A 14,755-nucleotide genomic window follows, 5' to 3' on the forward strand; every position below is an offset into this window, starting at 1 on the left:
ATCGTTCTCGTTCGCAACCTCCTGTGTCGGCTTCTCCGAGGCGGGCGCGGGGGCGTTCTCGTGGGTGAGCGGCGAGATCTCATCCTGGAAGGCGATGACGGACGCGGGGGTGGCGGCCGGGTTCGCGCTCGGCGGGGGCGTGACGGCGGTGCTGGTGGTCGAGGAGCAGGCGGGCGTGAAGATGGGCGTGCTCACGTCCAACCCCGCGCCGGTGGCGGTGCCGGTCGCGTTCGCCGCGATGGTAATGATTTCCCTGGTCACACCGGGTCGGATGCCGCGCGGGGTGGGGCGGATGATGGCCAGGATGCACCTGCCCGAGCATCTCGCGGGCCCACGGGACTACCGCTCGTCGCAGCACGGCGACCGCTCATCGTAACAGCACTCTCCGTATAGCGATGACTACGGACCGTTCAACGAGCTGTCCGAAAACAGGGTATCGCCCGCAAGATCGCGACCGTAGTGTTTCGGCAACGAAAGCCACTCCGGCGCATCGGGGGGGACGAGCCGGGGGGCTCACAACAGGCCTGATGCGCCGGCTTCACCGGTGACCGCCCAGGTCACCACGGCTGCCGGGCCCCCATCCGGGGGTGGGGCCCGCCACGCCGGTCAGGTGAAGGGGCGCCTGCTGAGGCCCTCAGCCGGCCCCGCGATTCGGCCCTTCGGGGGCGGCCGGATCGCGCGAGCAGGCGCCCCTTTCACGACGAGCCGGCCGGGTCAGGAGTCGCGGAGCTTCTTCAGCAGGGCGATGTCCTCGGCGTGCTTGGGCGCCTTGCCCGGCGTCTCGATGCAGATCGGCACCCCCGCCACGGCCGGGTGGCGCATGAGGTCGGCGAACGGCTGCGCGCCGATGTGGCCGGCCCCGATGTTCTCGTGCCGGTCCTTCTTGGCGCCGCACACGTCCTTGGAGTCGTTGGCGTGGATCAGCTTGAGCCGCCCGGGGGCGATCTCGTGCAGGGCGTCGAACGTCTCCTTCACCCCGCCCGGCGCCGCGAGGTCGTGGCCGGCGGCGAAGGCGTGGCAGGTGTCGAGGCAGATGCCGACGCGCGGATGCCAGTCGAGCGCGGCCAGGTAGGGCTCGATGTCCTGGACGGTGGCGCAGAGCATGGCGCCCTGCCCCGCCATCGGCTCCAGCAGCAGGTCGGGGCCGCCGTCGGGGATCTCCTCCAGCAGCGGCAGCAGGTTTTCGCGCACCTGGCGCAGCGCGTCGTCGCGCGACTGGGTGACCGCCGAGCCCGTGTGCACCACGACACCCTTGGCGCCGATCTCGGCGCCGCGCCGCAGCGTGTGGCGCACCAGCGCGATGGAGTTGGCCAGGGTCTCCGGGCTGGGCGAGCCGAAGTTGGCGAGATAGGGAACGTGGACGAACGCCTCGACGCCCGACTCGGCCAGCTTGGCGTCCTCGGCGGGCTTGCCTTCGGCGAGCGCCCAGGCGCGCGGGTTGGTCACGAAGACCTGGATCATCTCGGCGCCGATCTCGGCCATGTATGCCAGGCCGCCCGTCGCGAGGCCGCCCGCGACGAGCACGTGCCCGCCGATCAGGGATGTTGGGGTCATGATGGGTCTCAGTGTAGGCGCACGCCCCGACATCCCGGGGGCCGGCGCCGACCGGGCGCGTCGGCCCGCCGGTTGGATGATGACACGAAAAGTCCTGGCCGCGAGGGCGGCCGGTTCGGAGTTCTCGCGGATGGACCGGGCACGAAGCGGGTGTGTGTACTTCTGACATGCCCGACACGCTGAGCGACTTCAACGCCGGCTCCCCGGCCGGCGCCGAGGAGGAGCTGCTGGCCTGCTGCGCCTCGCACGCCTTCGCCGCGAAGGTGGCGGCGCTGCGGCCGTACGACGACGTCGACGAGCTCGTCGCGACCGCCGAGGCGGCCGTCCGGGACCTGGGGTGGGACGAGGTGATGGAGGCGCTCCAGGCGCACCCGAGGATCGGGGAGCGGGCGGCGGGCGAGGCCAGGGAGGCGTCGTGGTCGCGCCAGGAGCAGTCCGGCGTGGAGGAGGCGGCGCGCCAGGCGCTGGCCGCGGGCAACAAGGCGTACGAGGACCGGTTCGGGCACGTCTACCTGGTCTGCGCCACCGGGCTCACCGGGGCCCAGATGCTGGCCAGGCTACGCGAGCGGCTGGGCAACGACGAGGAGAGCGAGCGGGCGGCCGTGCGGGGCGAGCTGGCCGCGATCACCGCGCTGCGGCTGCGCAAGCTCATGAAGGAGGGGACATGAGCTTCTCGACGCACGTGCTGAACGCGGTCACCGGGCTGCCCGCGCGGGGCGTCCACGTCCGCCTGGAGCACGAGGGCCGGGTGGTGGCCGAGGGGCGCACCGACGACGACGGGCGCATCAAGGGCTGGAACCCGGGAGCCGGCGTCCACCGGGTCGTCTTCGACACCGGGGCCTACCTGGAGGAGACGTTCTACCCCGAGGTCGTCGTCACCTTCACCGTCGCCGACCCCGAACGGCACTACCACGTGCCCCTGCTGCTCAGCCCGTACGCCTACTCCACCTACCGAGGGAGCTAGATGTCCATCAGGCTCGGACCCAACCGCTACGGCAAGGCGGAGACCAGGCTCGTCCGCGTGGTCAGGGACGGCCCCGTCCACCATGTCAAGGACCTCAACGTCAGCACCTCGCTCTCCGGCGACATGGAGGCCGTCCACCTGACCGGCGACAACGCCGCCGTCCTGCCCACCGACACGCAGAAGAACACCGCGTACGCGCTGGCCAAGAAGCACGGCGTCGGCCAGATCGAGGAGTTCGCCCTCCTGCTGGCCAGGCATTTCGTGCGGGCGCAGCCGACCGTCCACCACGCCAGGGTCGAGATCGACGAGTACGCGTGGACCCGCCGCGGGCCGCACTCGTTCGTCCGCGACGGCGGCGAGGTGCGCACGTGCGTCGTCCACTACGACCGGGACGGCCGCTCCACCGTGGTGTCCGGGCTCAAGGACCTGGTGCTGATGAACACGACCGGCTCGGAGTTCCACGGCTACATCGTGGACGAGTACACCACGCTGCCGCCCACCACCGACCGCGTCCTGGCCACCGCCGTCGCCGCGCGCTGGCGGCACGCTGGGGACACGTCCGCGTACGGCAAGTCGTACGAGCAGGTGCGGCAGTGCCTGCTGGACGCGTTCGCCGACACCCACAGCCTGTCGCTCCAGCAGACCCTTTACGCCATGGGCGAGCGCGCCCTGAACACCTGTCCCGAGATCTGCGAGATCCGGCTCGCGATGCCGAACAGGCACCACTTCGCCGTGGACCTGTCGCCGTTCGGCCTGGCCAACGAGAACGAGGTCTTCCACGCCGCCGACCGCCCTTACGGCCTGATCGAGGGCAGCGTGTTGCGGGAGGACGCACCCGGCGCCGGATTCGCCTGGGAGTAGGAGACGAGCAGCTGACATGGACTTCTTGCGACCCACGACGTGGGAGGAGGCGCTGGCCGCCAAGGCGGACCGGCCCGACGCGGTGCCCATCCAGGGCGGCACCGATGTGATGGTGGAGATCAACATGGACGTGCGCAGGCCCACCGCGCTGCTCGACCTCAACCAGGTGGCCGGGCTGCGGGAGTGGGCCATGGTGGGCGGCATGTGCCGGCTCGGGGCCGCGGTGCCGTACGCGCGGATCATCGACGAGCTGGCCGGGCCGCTGCCGGGGCTCGCCCAGGCAGCGCGCACAGTCGGCTCGCCGCAGATCCGCAACCGCGGCTCCGTCGGCGGCAACCTCGGCGCGGCCTCGCCCGCCGGTGACAGCCACCCGCCGCTGCTGGCGGCCGGCGCGGTGGTCGAGGCGGAGTCGCGCGAGCGCGGCGTCAGGATGATCCCGGCCGACGACTTCTACCTGGGGGTCAAGCGCAGCGCGCTGGAGCCGGACGAGCTGATCAGGGCCGTGCACGTCAGGCCCGCGACCGGCCCTCAATACTTCTCCAAGGTCGGCACGCGCAACGCCATGGTGATCGCGGTGTGCTCGTTCGCGATCGCGCTGCACCCGGACGAGCGGCGGGTCGGCACGGGGATCGGCTCCGCGGCGCCCACGCCGCGCCGGGCGCTGGAGGCGGAAGAGCTGCTGGCCCGCGAACTAGACTGGACGGCGCCGCTCGATCCGGCGCTGACCAGGCGATTCGGCGAGCTGTGCGCGGCGGCCGCGGCGCCGATCGACGACGTACGGGGCAAGGCCGCCTACCGGGTGCACGCCATCGGCGTGATGGCCCGCCGCACGCTGGCCTGGGCCTGGAACGACCATCTGGGAAAGAGGGCCGCCTGATGCGCGTCACCTTCACCGTCAACGGCCGGGAAGAGATCGCCGACGACGTCTGGGAAGGCGAGAGCCTCCTGTACGTGCTGCGCGAGCGCGTCGGGCTCCCCGGCTCCAAGAACGCCTGCGAGCAGGGCGAATGCGGATCCTGCACGGTCTATCTCGACGGCGTGCCGGTCTGCTCCTGCCTGGTCGCCGCCGGGCAGGCCGAGGGGCGCCAGGTGCGCACCGTCGAAGGGCTGGCCGAGGAGGACCGGCTCGACCCGGTCCAGCAGGCGTTCGTGGAGTGCGGGGCCGTGCAGTGCGGGTTCTGCACGCCGGGGCTGCTGGTGCAGGCGCACGACCTGATCGCGCGGGTGGAGCGGCCCTCCGACGCGGAGATCAGGGAGGCGCTGGCCGGGAACCTGTGCCGGTGCACGGGCTACGAGAAGATCATCGAAGCGGTACGGCTGGCCGCGTCGCGGAAGGCGGCCGCCGAGTGAGCCTGCTCATCGAGAACGTCCACATCGCGCCGGTCGCCGGCCCGGAGATCCAATCCGGATATATCAGGATCGAGGGGGACCGGATCGCGGAGCTCGGCCCCGGGCCCGCGCCCGCTGCTCCGGGCACGGGGCCCGGCGCTGCCAGGATCGACGGCACCGGCTGCCTGGCCACCCCCGGCCTCGTCAACACCCACCACCACCTCTACCAGTGGGCCTCGCAGGGCCTGGCCCAGGACGCGACGCTGTTCGAGTGGCTGGTCGCGCTCTACCGGGTGTGGGCCGCCATGGACGCCGAAGTGGTCAACGGGGCGGCCACGGCGGGCCTCGGCTGGCTGGCGCTGTCGGGCTGCACCACCTCCAGCGACCACCACTACATCTTCCCCAAGGGCAGGGGCGACCTGTTCGCGGCCGAGATCGAGGCCGCCCGCGAGGTGGGCATCCGCTTCCACCCCGCCCGCGGCTCGATGGACCGGGGCGAGTCGCAGGGCGGGCTGCCGCCGGACGTCGTGGTCGAGGAGCTGGACGAGATCCTGGCCGCCACGTCGGAGGCCGTGGACGCCTACCACGACCCGTCGTTCTCCTCGATGCTGCGGATCGCGGTCGCGCCGTGCTCGCCGTTCTCCTCCAGCGCCGAGCTGATGACCGAGTCCGCAGCCCTGGCCAGGGCCAAGGGCGTACGCCTGCACACGCACGTCGCCGAGACCTCGGACGAGGACGAGCACTGCCTGGCCCAGTTCGGGGTCCGCCCCGTGGACTACATGGAGAAGCTGGGCTGGCTGGGGCCCGACGTGTGGTTCGCGCACTCCGTACACCTGAGTGACGACGACATCGGCAAGCTCGCCGCCACCGGCACGGGCTCGGCGCACTGCCCCTCGTCGAACGGCCGGCTCGGCGCCGGCATCGCCCGCGTCTCCGAGATGCTGCGCCGCGGCGCGAACGTGGGCCTCGGCGTGGACGGCAGCGCCTCCTCCGAGCTGACGCCGCTCGTGGGAGAGCTGCGGCAGGCCCTGCTGTTCCAGCGCGCCAGGTACGGCCCCCAGGCGCTCACGGCCCGCCAGGCCCTCGAGATCGCCACGCTCGGCGGGGCCCGCAACCTCGGTCGCGAGCACGAACTCGGCACCCTCGAACCCGGCAAGCTGGCCGACCTCGCCCTGTGGCGCGTCGACGGCCCCTTCACCTCGGCGGTGGCCGACCCGGTCTGCGCGCTCGTCTTCGGCCCCCCGCCGCCGCTCGCGCGCGTGCTGGTCGGCGGCCGGGTCGTGGTCGAGGACGGCGAGCTGCGGACCGTCTCCCAGGACGCCGCCGGGCGCGCAGGCGCCGAGGCCCACCGCCGGCTGATGCGGCTGGCGGACGAACGTGGCCTGACCGCCGCCAAGGAGCTCCACTGACCGGGAGACTAGGGTGGGAATGTCCCGAACGAGCAGGAAGGCGATCCCGTGCCCGAGGAACTCCCCGACGAGCGGCTGGCGCAGCTCAAGAGCACTTTCGCGTCGATCGACACAGACGGCGACGGCTACATCAGCGAGGCCGAGCTGACGCGGCACTTCCCGGATCTCCCGGCGGAGGCGCTGGGGGCGATGAGCCAGGCCGCCGACTCAGACCAGGACGGCCGCTACTCGCTGGAGGAGTTCATCCGCACGGTCTCCTGACCTTTCCGGGTCACCTGGCGCATCCGCGTCGAAGAACCGGCCGCGACGCCCGTCGGTCAGGCGGGCAGGCCGGTGTGGTCCTCCTCGAAGATGTCGGCCGCCGACCCGACGATGAGCGGGTCCGGGGTGCCGACCACCTCGTAGTCCTTGTTGTCGTAGTGGAACAGGCTCAGCACGTGACGCATGGCCTCCACCCGGCCGCGCTTCTTGTCGTTGCTCTTGATGACCGTCCAGGGAGCCTCGGCGATGTCGGTGTGGAGGAACATCTCCTCCTTGGCGACGGTGTAGTCGTCCCACCTGTCGAGCGAGGCCAGGTCCATCGGCGACAACTTCCACTGCCTCACGGGGTCGACCTGGCGGATGATGAAGCGGGTGCGCTGCTCGGAGCGGGTCACCGAGAACCAGAGCTTGATCAGACGGATGCCGTCGCGTACCAGGGCCCCCTCGAACTGCGGCGCCTGCTGCATGAACTCGCGGCACTGGGCCTCGGTGCAGAAGCCCATCACGCGCTCGACCCCGGCACGGTTGTACCAGGAGCGGTCGAACAGGACGATCTCCCCGGCGGCGGGCAGGTGGGCGATGTAGCGCTGGAAGTACCACTGGGTGCGTTCGCGCTCCGACGGCTTCTCCAACGCGACCACCGTGGCGCCGCGGGGGTTGAGGTGCTCCATGAACCGCTTGATGGTGCCGCCCTTGCCCGCCGCGTCCCGGCCCTCGAACAGGATGACCAGCCGCTCCCCGTTCGCCTTGACCCAGTACTGCAGCTTGAGCAACTCGATCTGCAGCAGCCGCTTGACGCGGTCGTACTCCTGCCGCTGCATTCGCTCGGGATACGGATAGTGCTCGCGCCAGGTGTCGAACGGGCTGCCGTCAGGCCGCAGCAGTACCGGATCGTCATCGTCACTGTCGTCCACGATCAGGCCCGGCGTCGAATCCAGCAAGCGAACCTGCTCCGTGTCCGGAAGGGCAACCTGCTTCACGCCCACCGCCTCGTCGTTTTCGCCTCGCATCAGCTTCCCGTACCCGCCAAGCCATCAGGGGAACGATTCGGGACGATCAGGTTAATGCCGTACGGCATCACCAGCACCGTGCGGTCGTCCTGGCCGCCGGCGTACCGGTGTGGTTCCTTGGAACACACCAGTGTCAAGATGATGGGTCACGCCTTCCTGCCCGCTCGCACCGGGCAGGAAGGCGTGTCAGGACATTGTTCACCATCCTGTAGGGGTTCGTAGTGGTTCAGCAGGTTCTGGTCGCCCCCGACAAGTTCAAGGGATCGCTGACGGCGGCCGAGGTGGCCGCCCGGGTCTCGGCCGGGCTCGGCGTGCCCACGGTGGAGCTGCCGGTGGCCGACGGGGGCGACGGCACCGTGGACGCGGCCGTGGCCGGCGGGTTCAGCCGGGTCACGATCGAGGTCACCGGGCCCACCGGCGAGCGGATCTCCGCCTCGTACGCCTGGCAGGACGCCGACGCGACGGCGGTGGTGGAGCTGGCGGAGGCGTCGGGGCTGCGCCGCCTCCCCGGCGGGCACGAGCCGCTGACCGCCACCAGCCACGGCACGGGCGAGCTGATCGCGGACGCCGTGCGCCGGGGCGCCAAGCGCGTGGTCCTGGGGCTGGGCGGGAGCGCCTGCACCGACGGGGGAGCGGGCATGGCGCAGGCGCTCGGCGCGCGCCTGCTGGACGCCGACGGCGGCGACCTCCCCCGGGGCGGGGCCGCGCTGAAGGAGCTCGCCCGGATCGACCTGTCGGGGTTCGTGGACGTCTCCGGCGTGGAGTTCGTGGTGGCCAGCGACGTGGACAACCCGCTCCTCGGCCCGCACGGCGCCGCCGCCGTCTACGGGCCCCAGAAGGGCGCCACCCCGGACGACGTCAAGACGCTGGAGGCCGGGCTGACCCGGCTGGCCGCCGTCGCGACCGCCACCCACGGGCTGATGGGCGCGGTCGAGCACGACGACACGCCGCGCGCGATGGGCGTGGCGGGCGCGCCGGGGGCGGGGGCGGCCGGCGGGGTGGGGTTCGCCGCGCTGGCGTTCCTGCACGCCGAGATCCGGCCCGGCATCGGCTACCTGCTCGACCTGCTCGGGTTCGGCGAGCTGGTCAAGGACGCGCGGCTGGTGATCACCGGCGAGGGATCGCTGGACGAGCAGTCCCTGCGCGGCAAGGCCCCGGTCGGGGTGGCGCGGGCCGCGGCCGAGGCGGGCGTCCCCGTGGTGGCCGTCTGCGGGCGCCGTACGCTCACCGACGACGAGCTGCGGGCCGCCGGCATCGAGGCCGCCTACGCCCTCACCGACCTCGAACCCGACCCCGAGCGCTGCATGGCCGAGGCCGGGCCCCTGCTCGAGCGCCTGGCCGCGCGGCTGGCCGCCGTCCATCTCCAAGGGGACTAGATGATCGATCTGGTGATCCGATCCCGCCGCACCGTCACCCCCGAGGGGGAGCGGGCGGCTGCGGTGGCCGTGCGGGGCGAGAAGATCGCGGGCCTGTACGACTACACCGCCCCGCTCGACGCCGCCGAGGACATCGACCTGCGCGACCTGGCCCTGCTCCCCGGCCTGGTCGACACCCACGTGCACGTCAACGAACCGGGGCGGACGCACTGGGAGGGGTTCGGCTCGGCGACCAGGGCGGCCGCCGCCGGAGGCGTCACCACGATCCTCGACATGCCGCTCAACTCCCTCCCGCCCACCGTGAACGTGGCCGCCTTCGAGGCCAAGCTGCGGGCCGCGGAGGGGCAGTGCCACGTGGACGTGGGCTTCTGGGGCGGGGCCGTGCCGGGCAACGTCAAGGACCTCGCGCCCCTGCGCGAACGCGGGGTCTTCGGGTTCAAGTGCTTCATGTCGCCGTCGGGGGTGGAGGAGTTCCCGCCGCTCGGCGACTCCGAGCTGCGGGAGGCGCTGACCGAGGTGGCCGCGGTCGGCGGGGTGATGGTGGTGCACGCCGAGGACCCGGCGCTGCTCGGGGAGCCGGCCGGGCCGACGTACCGGGAGTTCCTGGAGTCGCGGCCGGGGGAGTCGGAGCGCAGCGCCGTCGCGCGGGTGGTGGGGCTGGCGGCGCGGACCGGCGCCCGGGTGCACATCCTGCACGTCTCCAGCGCCTCCTGCCTGGAGGTGCTGGAGTCGGCCCGGGCCGAGGGCGTGGCGGTCACCGCGGAGACGTGTCCCCACTACCTGACGCTGGCGGCCGAGCAGGTGCCCGAGGGGGCGACCGCGTACAAGTGCTGCCCGCCCATCCGCTCCGAGGCCAACCGCGACCTGCTGTGGGACGGCCTGGCCAGGGGCGTGCTGAGCTGCGTCGTGTCCGACCACTCGCCCTCGCCGGCCGACCTCAAGGTGCCCGACTTCGCCGCCGCCTGGGGCGGCATCGCCTCGCTCCAGCTCGGGCTGCCCGCGGTCTGGACGGAGGCGTCGCGGAGGGGGTACGGGCTGGGGGACGTGGTGCGCTGGATGTCGGCCAATCCGGCGGCGATGGCCGATATTTCCGGAAAAGGCGGGATAAAGCCCGGTAATGATGCCGATTTGGTGGCCTTCGATCCGGCCGCCGACAATCCCGTGGACGCGGCGCGCCTGCACCACAAGAACCCGGTCACCCCGTACCACGGCCGGGTGCTCAAGGGCGCCGTACTGACCACCTGGCTGCGCGGGCGGCCCGTGGACGACGTGCCGCACGGACGATTCCTGTTGGGAGAGCAGTAGATTTGCCAGGCTTCAGCACCCTGCCGGACCTCGCCCTGCGCACGCTCGGCGGCTCGGTCGTGGCGGCCAGCGACGAGTCGTTCGCCGAGAAGGAGAGCCTGATCCGGCCGGGGCGGCCCGGCTTCCAGGCGGAGACGTTCGGGAGCAAGGGGCAGGTCTACGACGGGTGGGAGACCCGCCGCCGCCGCTCGCCCGGCCACGACTGGGCCCTGGTACGGCTCGGCATCCCCGGCGTGATCCGCGGCGTGGTGATCGACACGGCCTGGTTCAAGGGCAACTACCCGCCCCACGCCCGCGTCGAGGCGGCCTCGGTCGAGGGCCACCCCTCCCCGGCCGAGCTCGAGGCCGCTCCGTGGACGGAGATCGTGCCCCGGGCCGAGCTCACCGGCGACAGCGAGCACCACTTCGCCGTCACCGACGAGCGCCGGTTCACCCACGTGCGGCTGAGCATCTTCCCCGACGGCGGCGTCGCCCGCCTCCGGGTGCACGGGGAGGCCCGGCCCGACCTGTCCGTGTACGACGGGCTCGGCCTCGACCTGGCCGCGCTCGCGAACGGCGCCCTGGTCACCGCCTGCTCCGACGAGTTCTACTCGGCCCCCAACAACGCCATCGCCCCCGGCCTGGCCCGCCACCAGGCGGAGGGCTGGGAGACCGCCCGCCGCCGCGGCGACGGGAACGACTGGCTGGTCATCCGGCTGGCCGGGCGCGGCGTGATCGGTCTGGCCGAGATCGACACCACGAACCTGCTGTTCAACGCGCCGGGCGCGGTCTCGCTGACGGGCCTGGACGGTGACCGGGAGGTGGAGCTCCTCCCGAGGACGCGCCTGCAGCCCGACACCCCGCACCGCTTCCGCCTGGCCCACCCTGACCCGGTCACGCACGTGCGGGTGGACATCTACCCGGACGGCGGCCTGGCCCGCGTCCGCCTCCACGGCCACCTCGCCACGCCCTGACCACCCCGCGTCCGCCTCGCCAACCCCAGGCCGTGGCGGCCGCCCAAGCCTCAGCGCCGCCTCACCCCTGCGACGGCTCTCTGCCGGCGGCGCGGGCGTTCCGGTGTCCGGCGATCGCCCGCGTGTCGCCTAAGTGACCTCACTGCCAGAGGACGACCGTGGCCCCCTGCGGCCGCTCGCTGTTGGGCAACGGCCGCTGGAACTGGACCACCCCGCGGTTGCCCAGCCGCTGCACCCGCACCTTGAACCCCAGCGCCTCTAACTCCGCCTTGGCGTCCCGGACCTCCTTGCCGATCACCGCCGGCACCAGGGCGAACTGCTGGTCGTCGCGGGCCTCGTCGTCCCTGTCGCCGTTGAACCAGTCCCAGAAGTCCGTCTGGCACCGGGCCACCGTGACCATGACCTGCGCGCCCTTGTCCACCTCGGACTTCGCCTTGGGCGTCTGCGCGATGACCGTGCACGGCTCGGCGTCGTCGTCGACCTCGTTGACCTGCACCTGGAAGCCCAGACCGCCGAGATATTGGGCGGCCTCGTCCTTGGGCATGCTGTTGACGTCGGGCATCACCATGCCGGCGCTGACGTAGATGTCGACCTTGGCGCCCTCCCGCACCTTCTCGCCGACCTGCGGCGAGGTGCGGATGACCTTGTCGCGCTCGACCTCCTGGTTGGCCAGCCGCTTGACGACGCCCACGGTCAGCCCGGCATCGGCGATCTTGGCCCGGGCCTGGTCGCCGGTCATGCCCTCCGTGTTGGGCACGGCGACGCGCTTGGGCCCGAGCGAGGGGACCAGCGTGATCGTGGTGCCCTTCTCCACCTCGGTGGCGGCCGCCGGGTCGGTGCTGAGGACCAGGCCCGCGGCCATCTTCTCGTTGTTGACGCCGTCGGCCTCCTGGACCTTGAAACCGGCCGCGGCGGCGCTGCTCTTGGCCAGCGCCAGGTTCTTGCCGACCAGGTCGGGGACGGTGACCATCTCGGGCTGCGCGAAGTACCAGCCGGTCAGCCCGACCGCGACCACCATCACCCCGGCGAGCAGCACCAGGAACCAGTTGGGCTTGAACCCCGCCCGCTGCCGCTGCGGCGGCACCTCCGCCCGCGGCTGGATCAAGGTGTGGGCGGGGGCGGGCTGGGGCATCGAGGCGGCGCCGGAGGCGTTGAAGACCTGCGTCCGGGCGTGGGAGGCCGGCGGGTTGGTCAGGCGCGGCAGCATCCGGTGCGCGTCGACGGCGGCCACGAGCATCGCGGTCGCGTCGGCGGGGCGCTGGTCCGGCTCGCGGGCCGTGGCCTGGGTCACCAGCGTGTCGATCAGCGGCGGCACGTCGGCGAACACCGAGGACGGCGCGGGCACGGTGTCGTGGACGTGCCGGTAGGCCACCGACATGGGCGTCGCGCCGTCGTACGGCTGCTGGCCGGTGACCAGCTCGAACAGCATGATGCCCGCGGCGTAGACGTCGCTGCGCACGTCGGCGGCGCCGGTGGTGACCTGCTCGGGCGCCATGTAGCCGATGGTGCCGATCATCACGCCGGTGCGGGTCTGGTTGGTGGCCTCGATGGCCCGGGCCAGGCCGAAGTCGACGACCTTGACCCGGCCGTCGTCGGTCATCAGGACGTTTTCCGGCTTCACGTCGCGGTGGACCATCCCGGCCTGGTGGGCCGCGCCGAGGGCGGCGAGCACCGGGATCATGATCTCGAGCGCCTCGCGGGCGGGCAGCCTGCCGCGCTCGCGCAGGATGTCGCGCAGCGTCTTGCCGGGCACGTACTCCATCGACAGGTAGACGACGTCGTTGTCCGTGCCCTGGTCGAAGACGTGCACCACGTTGGGGTGTGAGAGGCGGGCAACCGACTTGGCCTCGCCGATGAACCTGCGCACGAACGCGGGGTCCTCGGCCAGCGAGCCGTGCATGACCTTCAGCGCCACCGTCCGGTCCAGGCGGACGTCCAGCGCGAGGTAGACGGTCGCCATACCGCCCCGGGCGATCCGGCTCTCGATGCGGTAGCGCCCATCGAGGAGCCGCCCGACCAGGGGGTCCGCAGTCGTCGTATCCACCCCGCTGAGTTTACGGGCGTTTTGCCACTGGGAGGGCCTCGCCGCCCGAAACCGATGCTGAGACGTTCCCGTTGGAACGTCCCAGCTCCCCACGCGTCACTCGGGTCGGCGAGCCACCGGCACCCGGGGGAGGGGGTCATCGGCGCTCCGGTCAGGGAGTCATCGGTGAGGAGGCCTCGGCGTAGCGCCTGCGCGGGATGCGGCCCGCCAGCCGCGCCAGCCGTCCGGCCTCCACGGCCTGCTTCATGGCGACCGCCATGAGATCGGGCCGCTGCGCCCTGGTGACCGCCGTGGCCAGCATCACGGCGGCGCAGCCCAGCTCCATCGCCAGCGCGGCGTCGCTGGCCGTGCCGATGCCCGCGTCGAGCACCACCGGCACGGACACGGCCTCCACGATCAGCTCGATGCTGTGCGGGTTGCGAATGCCGAGCCCCGAGCCGATCGGCCCGCCCAGCGGCATGACGGCCGAGCAGCCCGCCTGCTCCAGCCGCCGCGCCAGCGCCGGATCGTCCCCGATGTACGGCAGTACCACGAACCCGTCGGCCACCAGCCGCTCGGCCGCGTCGAACGTCTCGATCGGGTCGGGCAGCAGGGTCCGCTCGTCGGAGATGACCTCGACCTTGATCCAGTTCGTGCCGAGGGCCTCCCTGGCCAGCCGCGCCGTCAGCACGGCCTCGCCCGCCGTGAAGCAGCCCGCGGTGTTGGGGAGCACCTTGATGTCCCGCTTGCGCAGCACGTCCAGGACCGAACCGCGGGCGCTCGGGTCGAGCCGCCGGATCGCCACCGTGGTCAGCTCGGTGCCGGACGCGGCCAGCGCCTGGTCGAGCACGTCCAGCGAGGGAGCGCCGCCGGTGCCCATGATGAGCCGGGAGGAGAAGCTCTCCCCGGCGATGATCAGATCATCCACCTTGCACCGCCGTCAGAACCTCCACCCGGTCACGGTCGCTGAGCGCCGTCGTCTCCCACGAGCTCCGCGTGACCACCTCGTCGTTGACGGCCACGGCCACTCCGGTGGTGGCCGTGGTCAGTGTGCGTACGGCCTGCGCCACGGTCGTGCCGTCGGCCACCTCGTGCGAGGCCCCGTTGATCATCACAATCATGAAATATCCCGAAATCTCCCGGGCGAGCACATGGCTGCGAGCTCGCCCTCCTCGCCCAGCAGGATGTCCGCCGTGAGCGGCGCCAGGAGCACGCCGCCCCGGTGATGGCCGGTGGCCAGCGCCAGCCCCGGGGTGCCGCTCGGGCCGATGAGCGGCAGGTTGTCCGGCGTGCCCGGCCGCAGCCCGGCCACCACGTCGGAGACCTCCAGCTCCGTGATGCCCGGCACCAGCTCCCTGGCGTCGCGCAGCAGCTCGTAGAGCCCGCCCGCGGTCACCCTGGTGTCGAAGCCCATCTCCTCCTGCGTGGCCCCGACCACCAGCTCGCCGTCGCCCCGGGGGACGAGGTAGACCGGCGTGCCGTGCACGGTGCCGCGGACGCACCGGGTGAGCAGGGGCTGCGGCGAACGCAACCGCATGATCTGCCCCTTGACCGGCCGGACCGGCACCTCGGCCAGCCCGGCGCTCCATGCCCCGGCCGCCAGGATCACCCGCTCCGCCCGCAGCTCGGCTCGCCGGTCGCCGCCGGGGGGCGGCGACCCGGGACTTTCCTAATGGCCACCTCTTTAATGCATTCACCTTCCATCCAAAA

At 72.2% G+C, this 14,755-nt stretch carries 15 protein-coding genes and 2 pseudogenes; 11 read left to right on the plus strand and 6 right to left on the minus strand.

From position 1 onward, the window contains the following. A pseudogene (locus ACWDX9_RS49195) lies at positions 1–376 on the plus strand (hypothetical protein); the annotation flags it as partial. Between the two features lie 338 nt (positions 377–714). On the opposite strand, the gene ACWDX9_RS49200 reads toward ACWDX9_RS49195, so the two are convergent. Further along, positions 715–1,554, minus strand: a complete 840-nt coding sequence (locus ACWDX9_RS49200; RefSeq protein ID WP_350729033.1) for a deoxyribonuclease IV — start codon at positions 1,552–1,554, stop codon at positions 715–717. Positions 1,555–1,721: 167 nt separating this feature from the next. On the opposite strand from ACWDX9_RS49200, the gene uraD reads away from it, so the two are divergent. Genes uraD through ACWDX9_RS49235 form a run of 7 tightly spaced genes read left to right on the plus strand, consistent with a single transcriptional unit; the run spans position 1,722 to position 6,378 of the window. After that, complete coding sequence (gene uraD, locus ACWDX9_RS49205) at positions 1,722–2,222, plus strand: 2-oxo-4-hydroxy-4-carboxy-5-ureidoimidazoline decarboxylase (protein WP_449967991.1); 501 nt, start codon at positions 1,722–1,724, stop codon at positions 2,220–2,222. Next, the gene (gene uraH, locus ACWDX9_RS49210) at positions 2,219–2,518 is read left to right on the plus strand and encodes a hydroxyisourate hydrolase (protein ID WP_185072939.1); all 300 of its coding nucleotides are present in this window, start codon (positions 2,219–2,221) and stop codon (positions 2,516–2,518) included. The genes uraD and uraH overlap by 4 nt, the downstream gene beginning before the upstream one ends. Next, on the plus strand, positions 2,519–3,379 hold the full coding sequence (pucL, locus tag ACWDX9_RS49215) for a factor-independent urate hydroxylase (protein WP_449967994.1): 861 nt from the start codon (positions 2,519–2,521) through the stop codon (positions 3,377–3,379). Between the two features lie 16 nt (positions 3,380–3,395). After that, positions 3,396–4,256, plus strand: a complete 861-nt coding sequence (locus ACWDX9_RS49220) for an FAD binding domain-containing protein (protein ID WP_449967996.1) — start codon at positions 3,396–3,398, stop codon at positions 4,254–4,256. Then, entirely contained in the window at positions 4,256–4,729 is a 474-nt protein-coding gene (locus ACWDX9_RS49225; protein WP_449967998.1) for a (2Fe-2S)-binding protein, read from the plus strand. Before ACWDX9_RS49220 ends, ACWDX9_RS49225 begins: the two co-directional genes overlap by 1 nt. After that, complete coding sequence (locus ACWDX9_RS49230; RefSeq protein ID WP_449968001.1) at positions 4,726–6,117, plus strand: 8-oxoguanine deaminase; 1,392 nt, start codon at positions 4,726–4,728, stop codon at positions 6,115–6,117. Before ACWDX9_RS49225 ends, ACWDX9_RS49230 begins: the two co-directional genes overlap by 4 nt. Positions 6,118–6,165: 48 nt before the next feature. Beyond that, positions 6,166–6,378 carry an EF-hand domain-containing protein gene (locus ACWDX9_RS49235; RefSeq protein WP_449968003.1) on the plus strand — a complete coding sequence of 71 codons (213 nt, stop codon included), beginning with the start codon at positions 6,166–6,168 and terminating at the stop codon, positions 6,376–6,378. Positions 6,379–6,434: 56 nt separating this feature from the next. Here ACWDX9_RS49235 and ppk2 read toward each other — a convergent pair whose 3' ends face one another. Beyond that, the gene (gene ppk2 / locus ACWDX9_RS49240; RefSeq protein WP_449968005.1) at positions 6,435–7,319 is read right to left on the minus strand and encodes a polyphosphate kinase 2; all 885 of its coding nucleotides are present in this window, start codon (positions 7,317–7,319) and stop codon (positions 6,435–6,437) included. Between the two features lie 290 nt (positions 7,320–7,609). Here ppk2 and ACWDX9_RS49245 point away from each other — a divergent pair, with 290 nt between their 5' ends. Genes ACWDX9_RS49245 through alc form a run of 3 tightly spaced genes read left to right on the plus strand, consistent with a single transcriptional unit; the run spans position 7,610 to position 11,022 of the window. Continuing rightward, complete coding sequence (locus ACWDX9_RS49245; RefSeq protein WP_449968008.1) at positions 7,610–8,764, plus strand: glycerate kinase; 1,155 nt, start codon at positions 7,610–7,612, stop codon at positions 8,762–8,764. After that, positions 8,765–10,069, plus strand: coding sequence for an allantoinase AllB (allB, locus tag ACWDX9_RS49250; protein ID WP_449968010.1), 1,305 nt, complete (start codon positions 8,765–8,767; stop codon positions 10,067–10,069). 2 nt (positions 10,070–10,071) lie between these two features. Further along, positions 10,072–11,022: an allantoicase gene (gene alc, locus ACWDX9_RS49255; protein WP_449968012.1), complete on the plus strand. Its 951-nt coding sequence runs from the start codon at positions 10,072–10,074 to the stop codon at positions 11,020–11,022. A 139-nt stretch (positions 11,023–11,161) separates the two neighbouring features. Here the strand turns inward: alc and pknB are convergent, their stop codons facing one another. The 4 genes and pseudogenes from pknB to ACWDX9_RS49275 form a co-directional block, all read right to left on the minus strand. Next, a complete protein-coding gene (pknB, locus tag ACWDX9_RS49260) occupies positions 11,162–13,066 on the minus strand; it encodes a Stk1 family PASTA domain-containing Ser/Thr kinase (RefSeq protein WP_364251371.1) in 1,905 nt (634 codons plus the stop codon). A gap of 151 nt (positions 13,067–13,217) precedes the next feature. Beyond that, positions 13,218–13,973 (minus strand): thiazole synthase, encoded by a 756-nt coding sequence (locus tag ACWDX9_RS49265; RefSeq protein WP_449968016.1) that lies wholly within the window; start codon positions 13,971–13,973, stop codon positions 13,218–13,220. Continuing rightward, positions 13,966–14,157, minus strand: a complete 192-nt coding sequence (gene thiS, locus ACWDX9_RS49270) for a sulfur carrier protein ThiS (protein WP_449968019.1) — start codon at positions 14,155–14,157, stop codon at positions 13,966–13,968. Before thiS ends, ACWDX9_RS49265 begins: the two co-directional genes overlap by 8 nt. Before the next feature lie 5 nt (positions 14,158–14,162). Further along, positions 14,163–14,672, minus strand: a pseudogene (locus ACWDX9_RS49275) (FAD-dependent oxidoreductase); the annotation flags it as partial. Positions 14,673–14,755: the final 83 nt, after the last annotated feature.

Source organism: Nonomuraea sp. NPDC003201, assembly GCF_053590415.1.

Excerpts from the sequence above, each read along its gene's own strand:
- ACWDX9_RS49200 (WP_350729033.1), bottom strand. The coding sequence starts at position 1,554 with ATGACCCCAACATCCCTGATCGGCGGGCACGTGCTCGTCGCGGGCGGC.
- uraD (WP_449967991.1), top strand. The coding sequence starts at position 1,722 with ATGCCCGACACGCTGAGCGACTTCAACGCCGGCTCCCCGGCCGGCGCC.
- uraH (WP_185072939.1), top strand. The coding sequence starts at position 2,219 with ATGAGCTTCTCGACGCACGTGCTGAACGCGGTCACCGGGCTGCCCGCG.
- pucL (WP_449967994.1), top strand. The coding sequence starts at position 2,519 with ATGTCCATCAGGCTCGGACCCAACCGCTACGGCAAGGCGGAGACCAGG.
- ACWDX9_RS49220 (WP_449967996.1), top strand. The coding sequence starts at position 3,396 with ATGGACTTCTTGCGACCCACGACGTGGGAGGAGGCGCTGGCCGCCAAG.
- ACWDX9_RS49225 (WP_449967998.1), top strand. The coding sequence starts at position 4,256 with ATGCGCGTCACCTTCACCGTCAACGGCCGGGAAGAGATCGCCGACGAC.
- allB (WP_449968010.1), top strand. The coding sequence starts at position 8,765 with ATGATCGATCTGGTGATCCGATCCCGCCGCACCGTCACCCCCGAGGGG.
- thiS (WP_449968019.1), bottom strand. The coding sequence starts at position 14,157 with ATGATCAACGGGGCCTCGCACGAGGTGGCCGACGGCACGACCGTGGCG.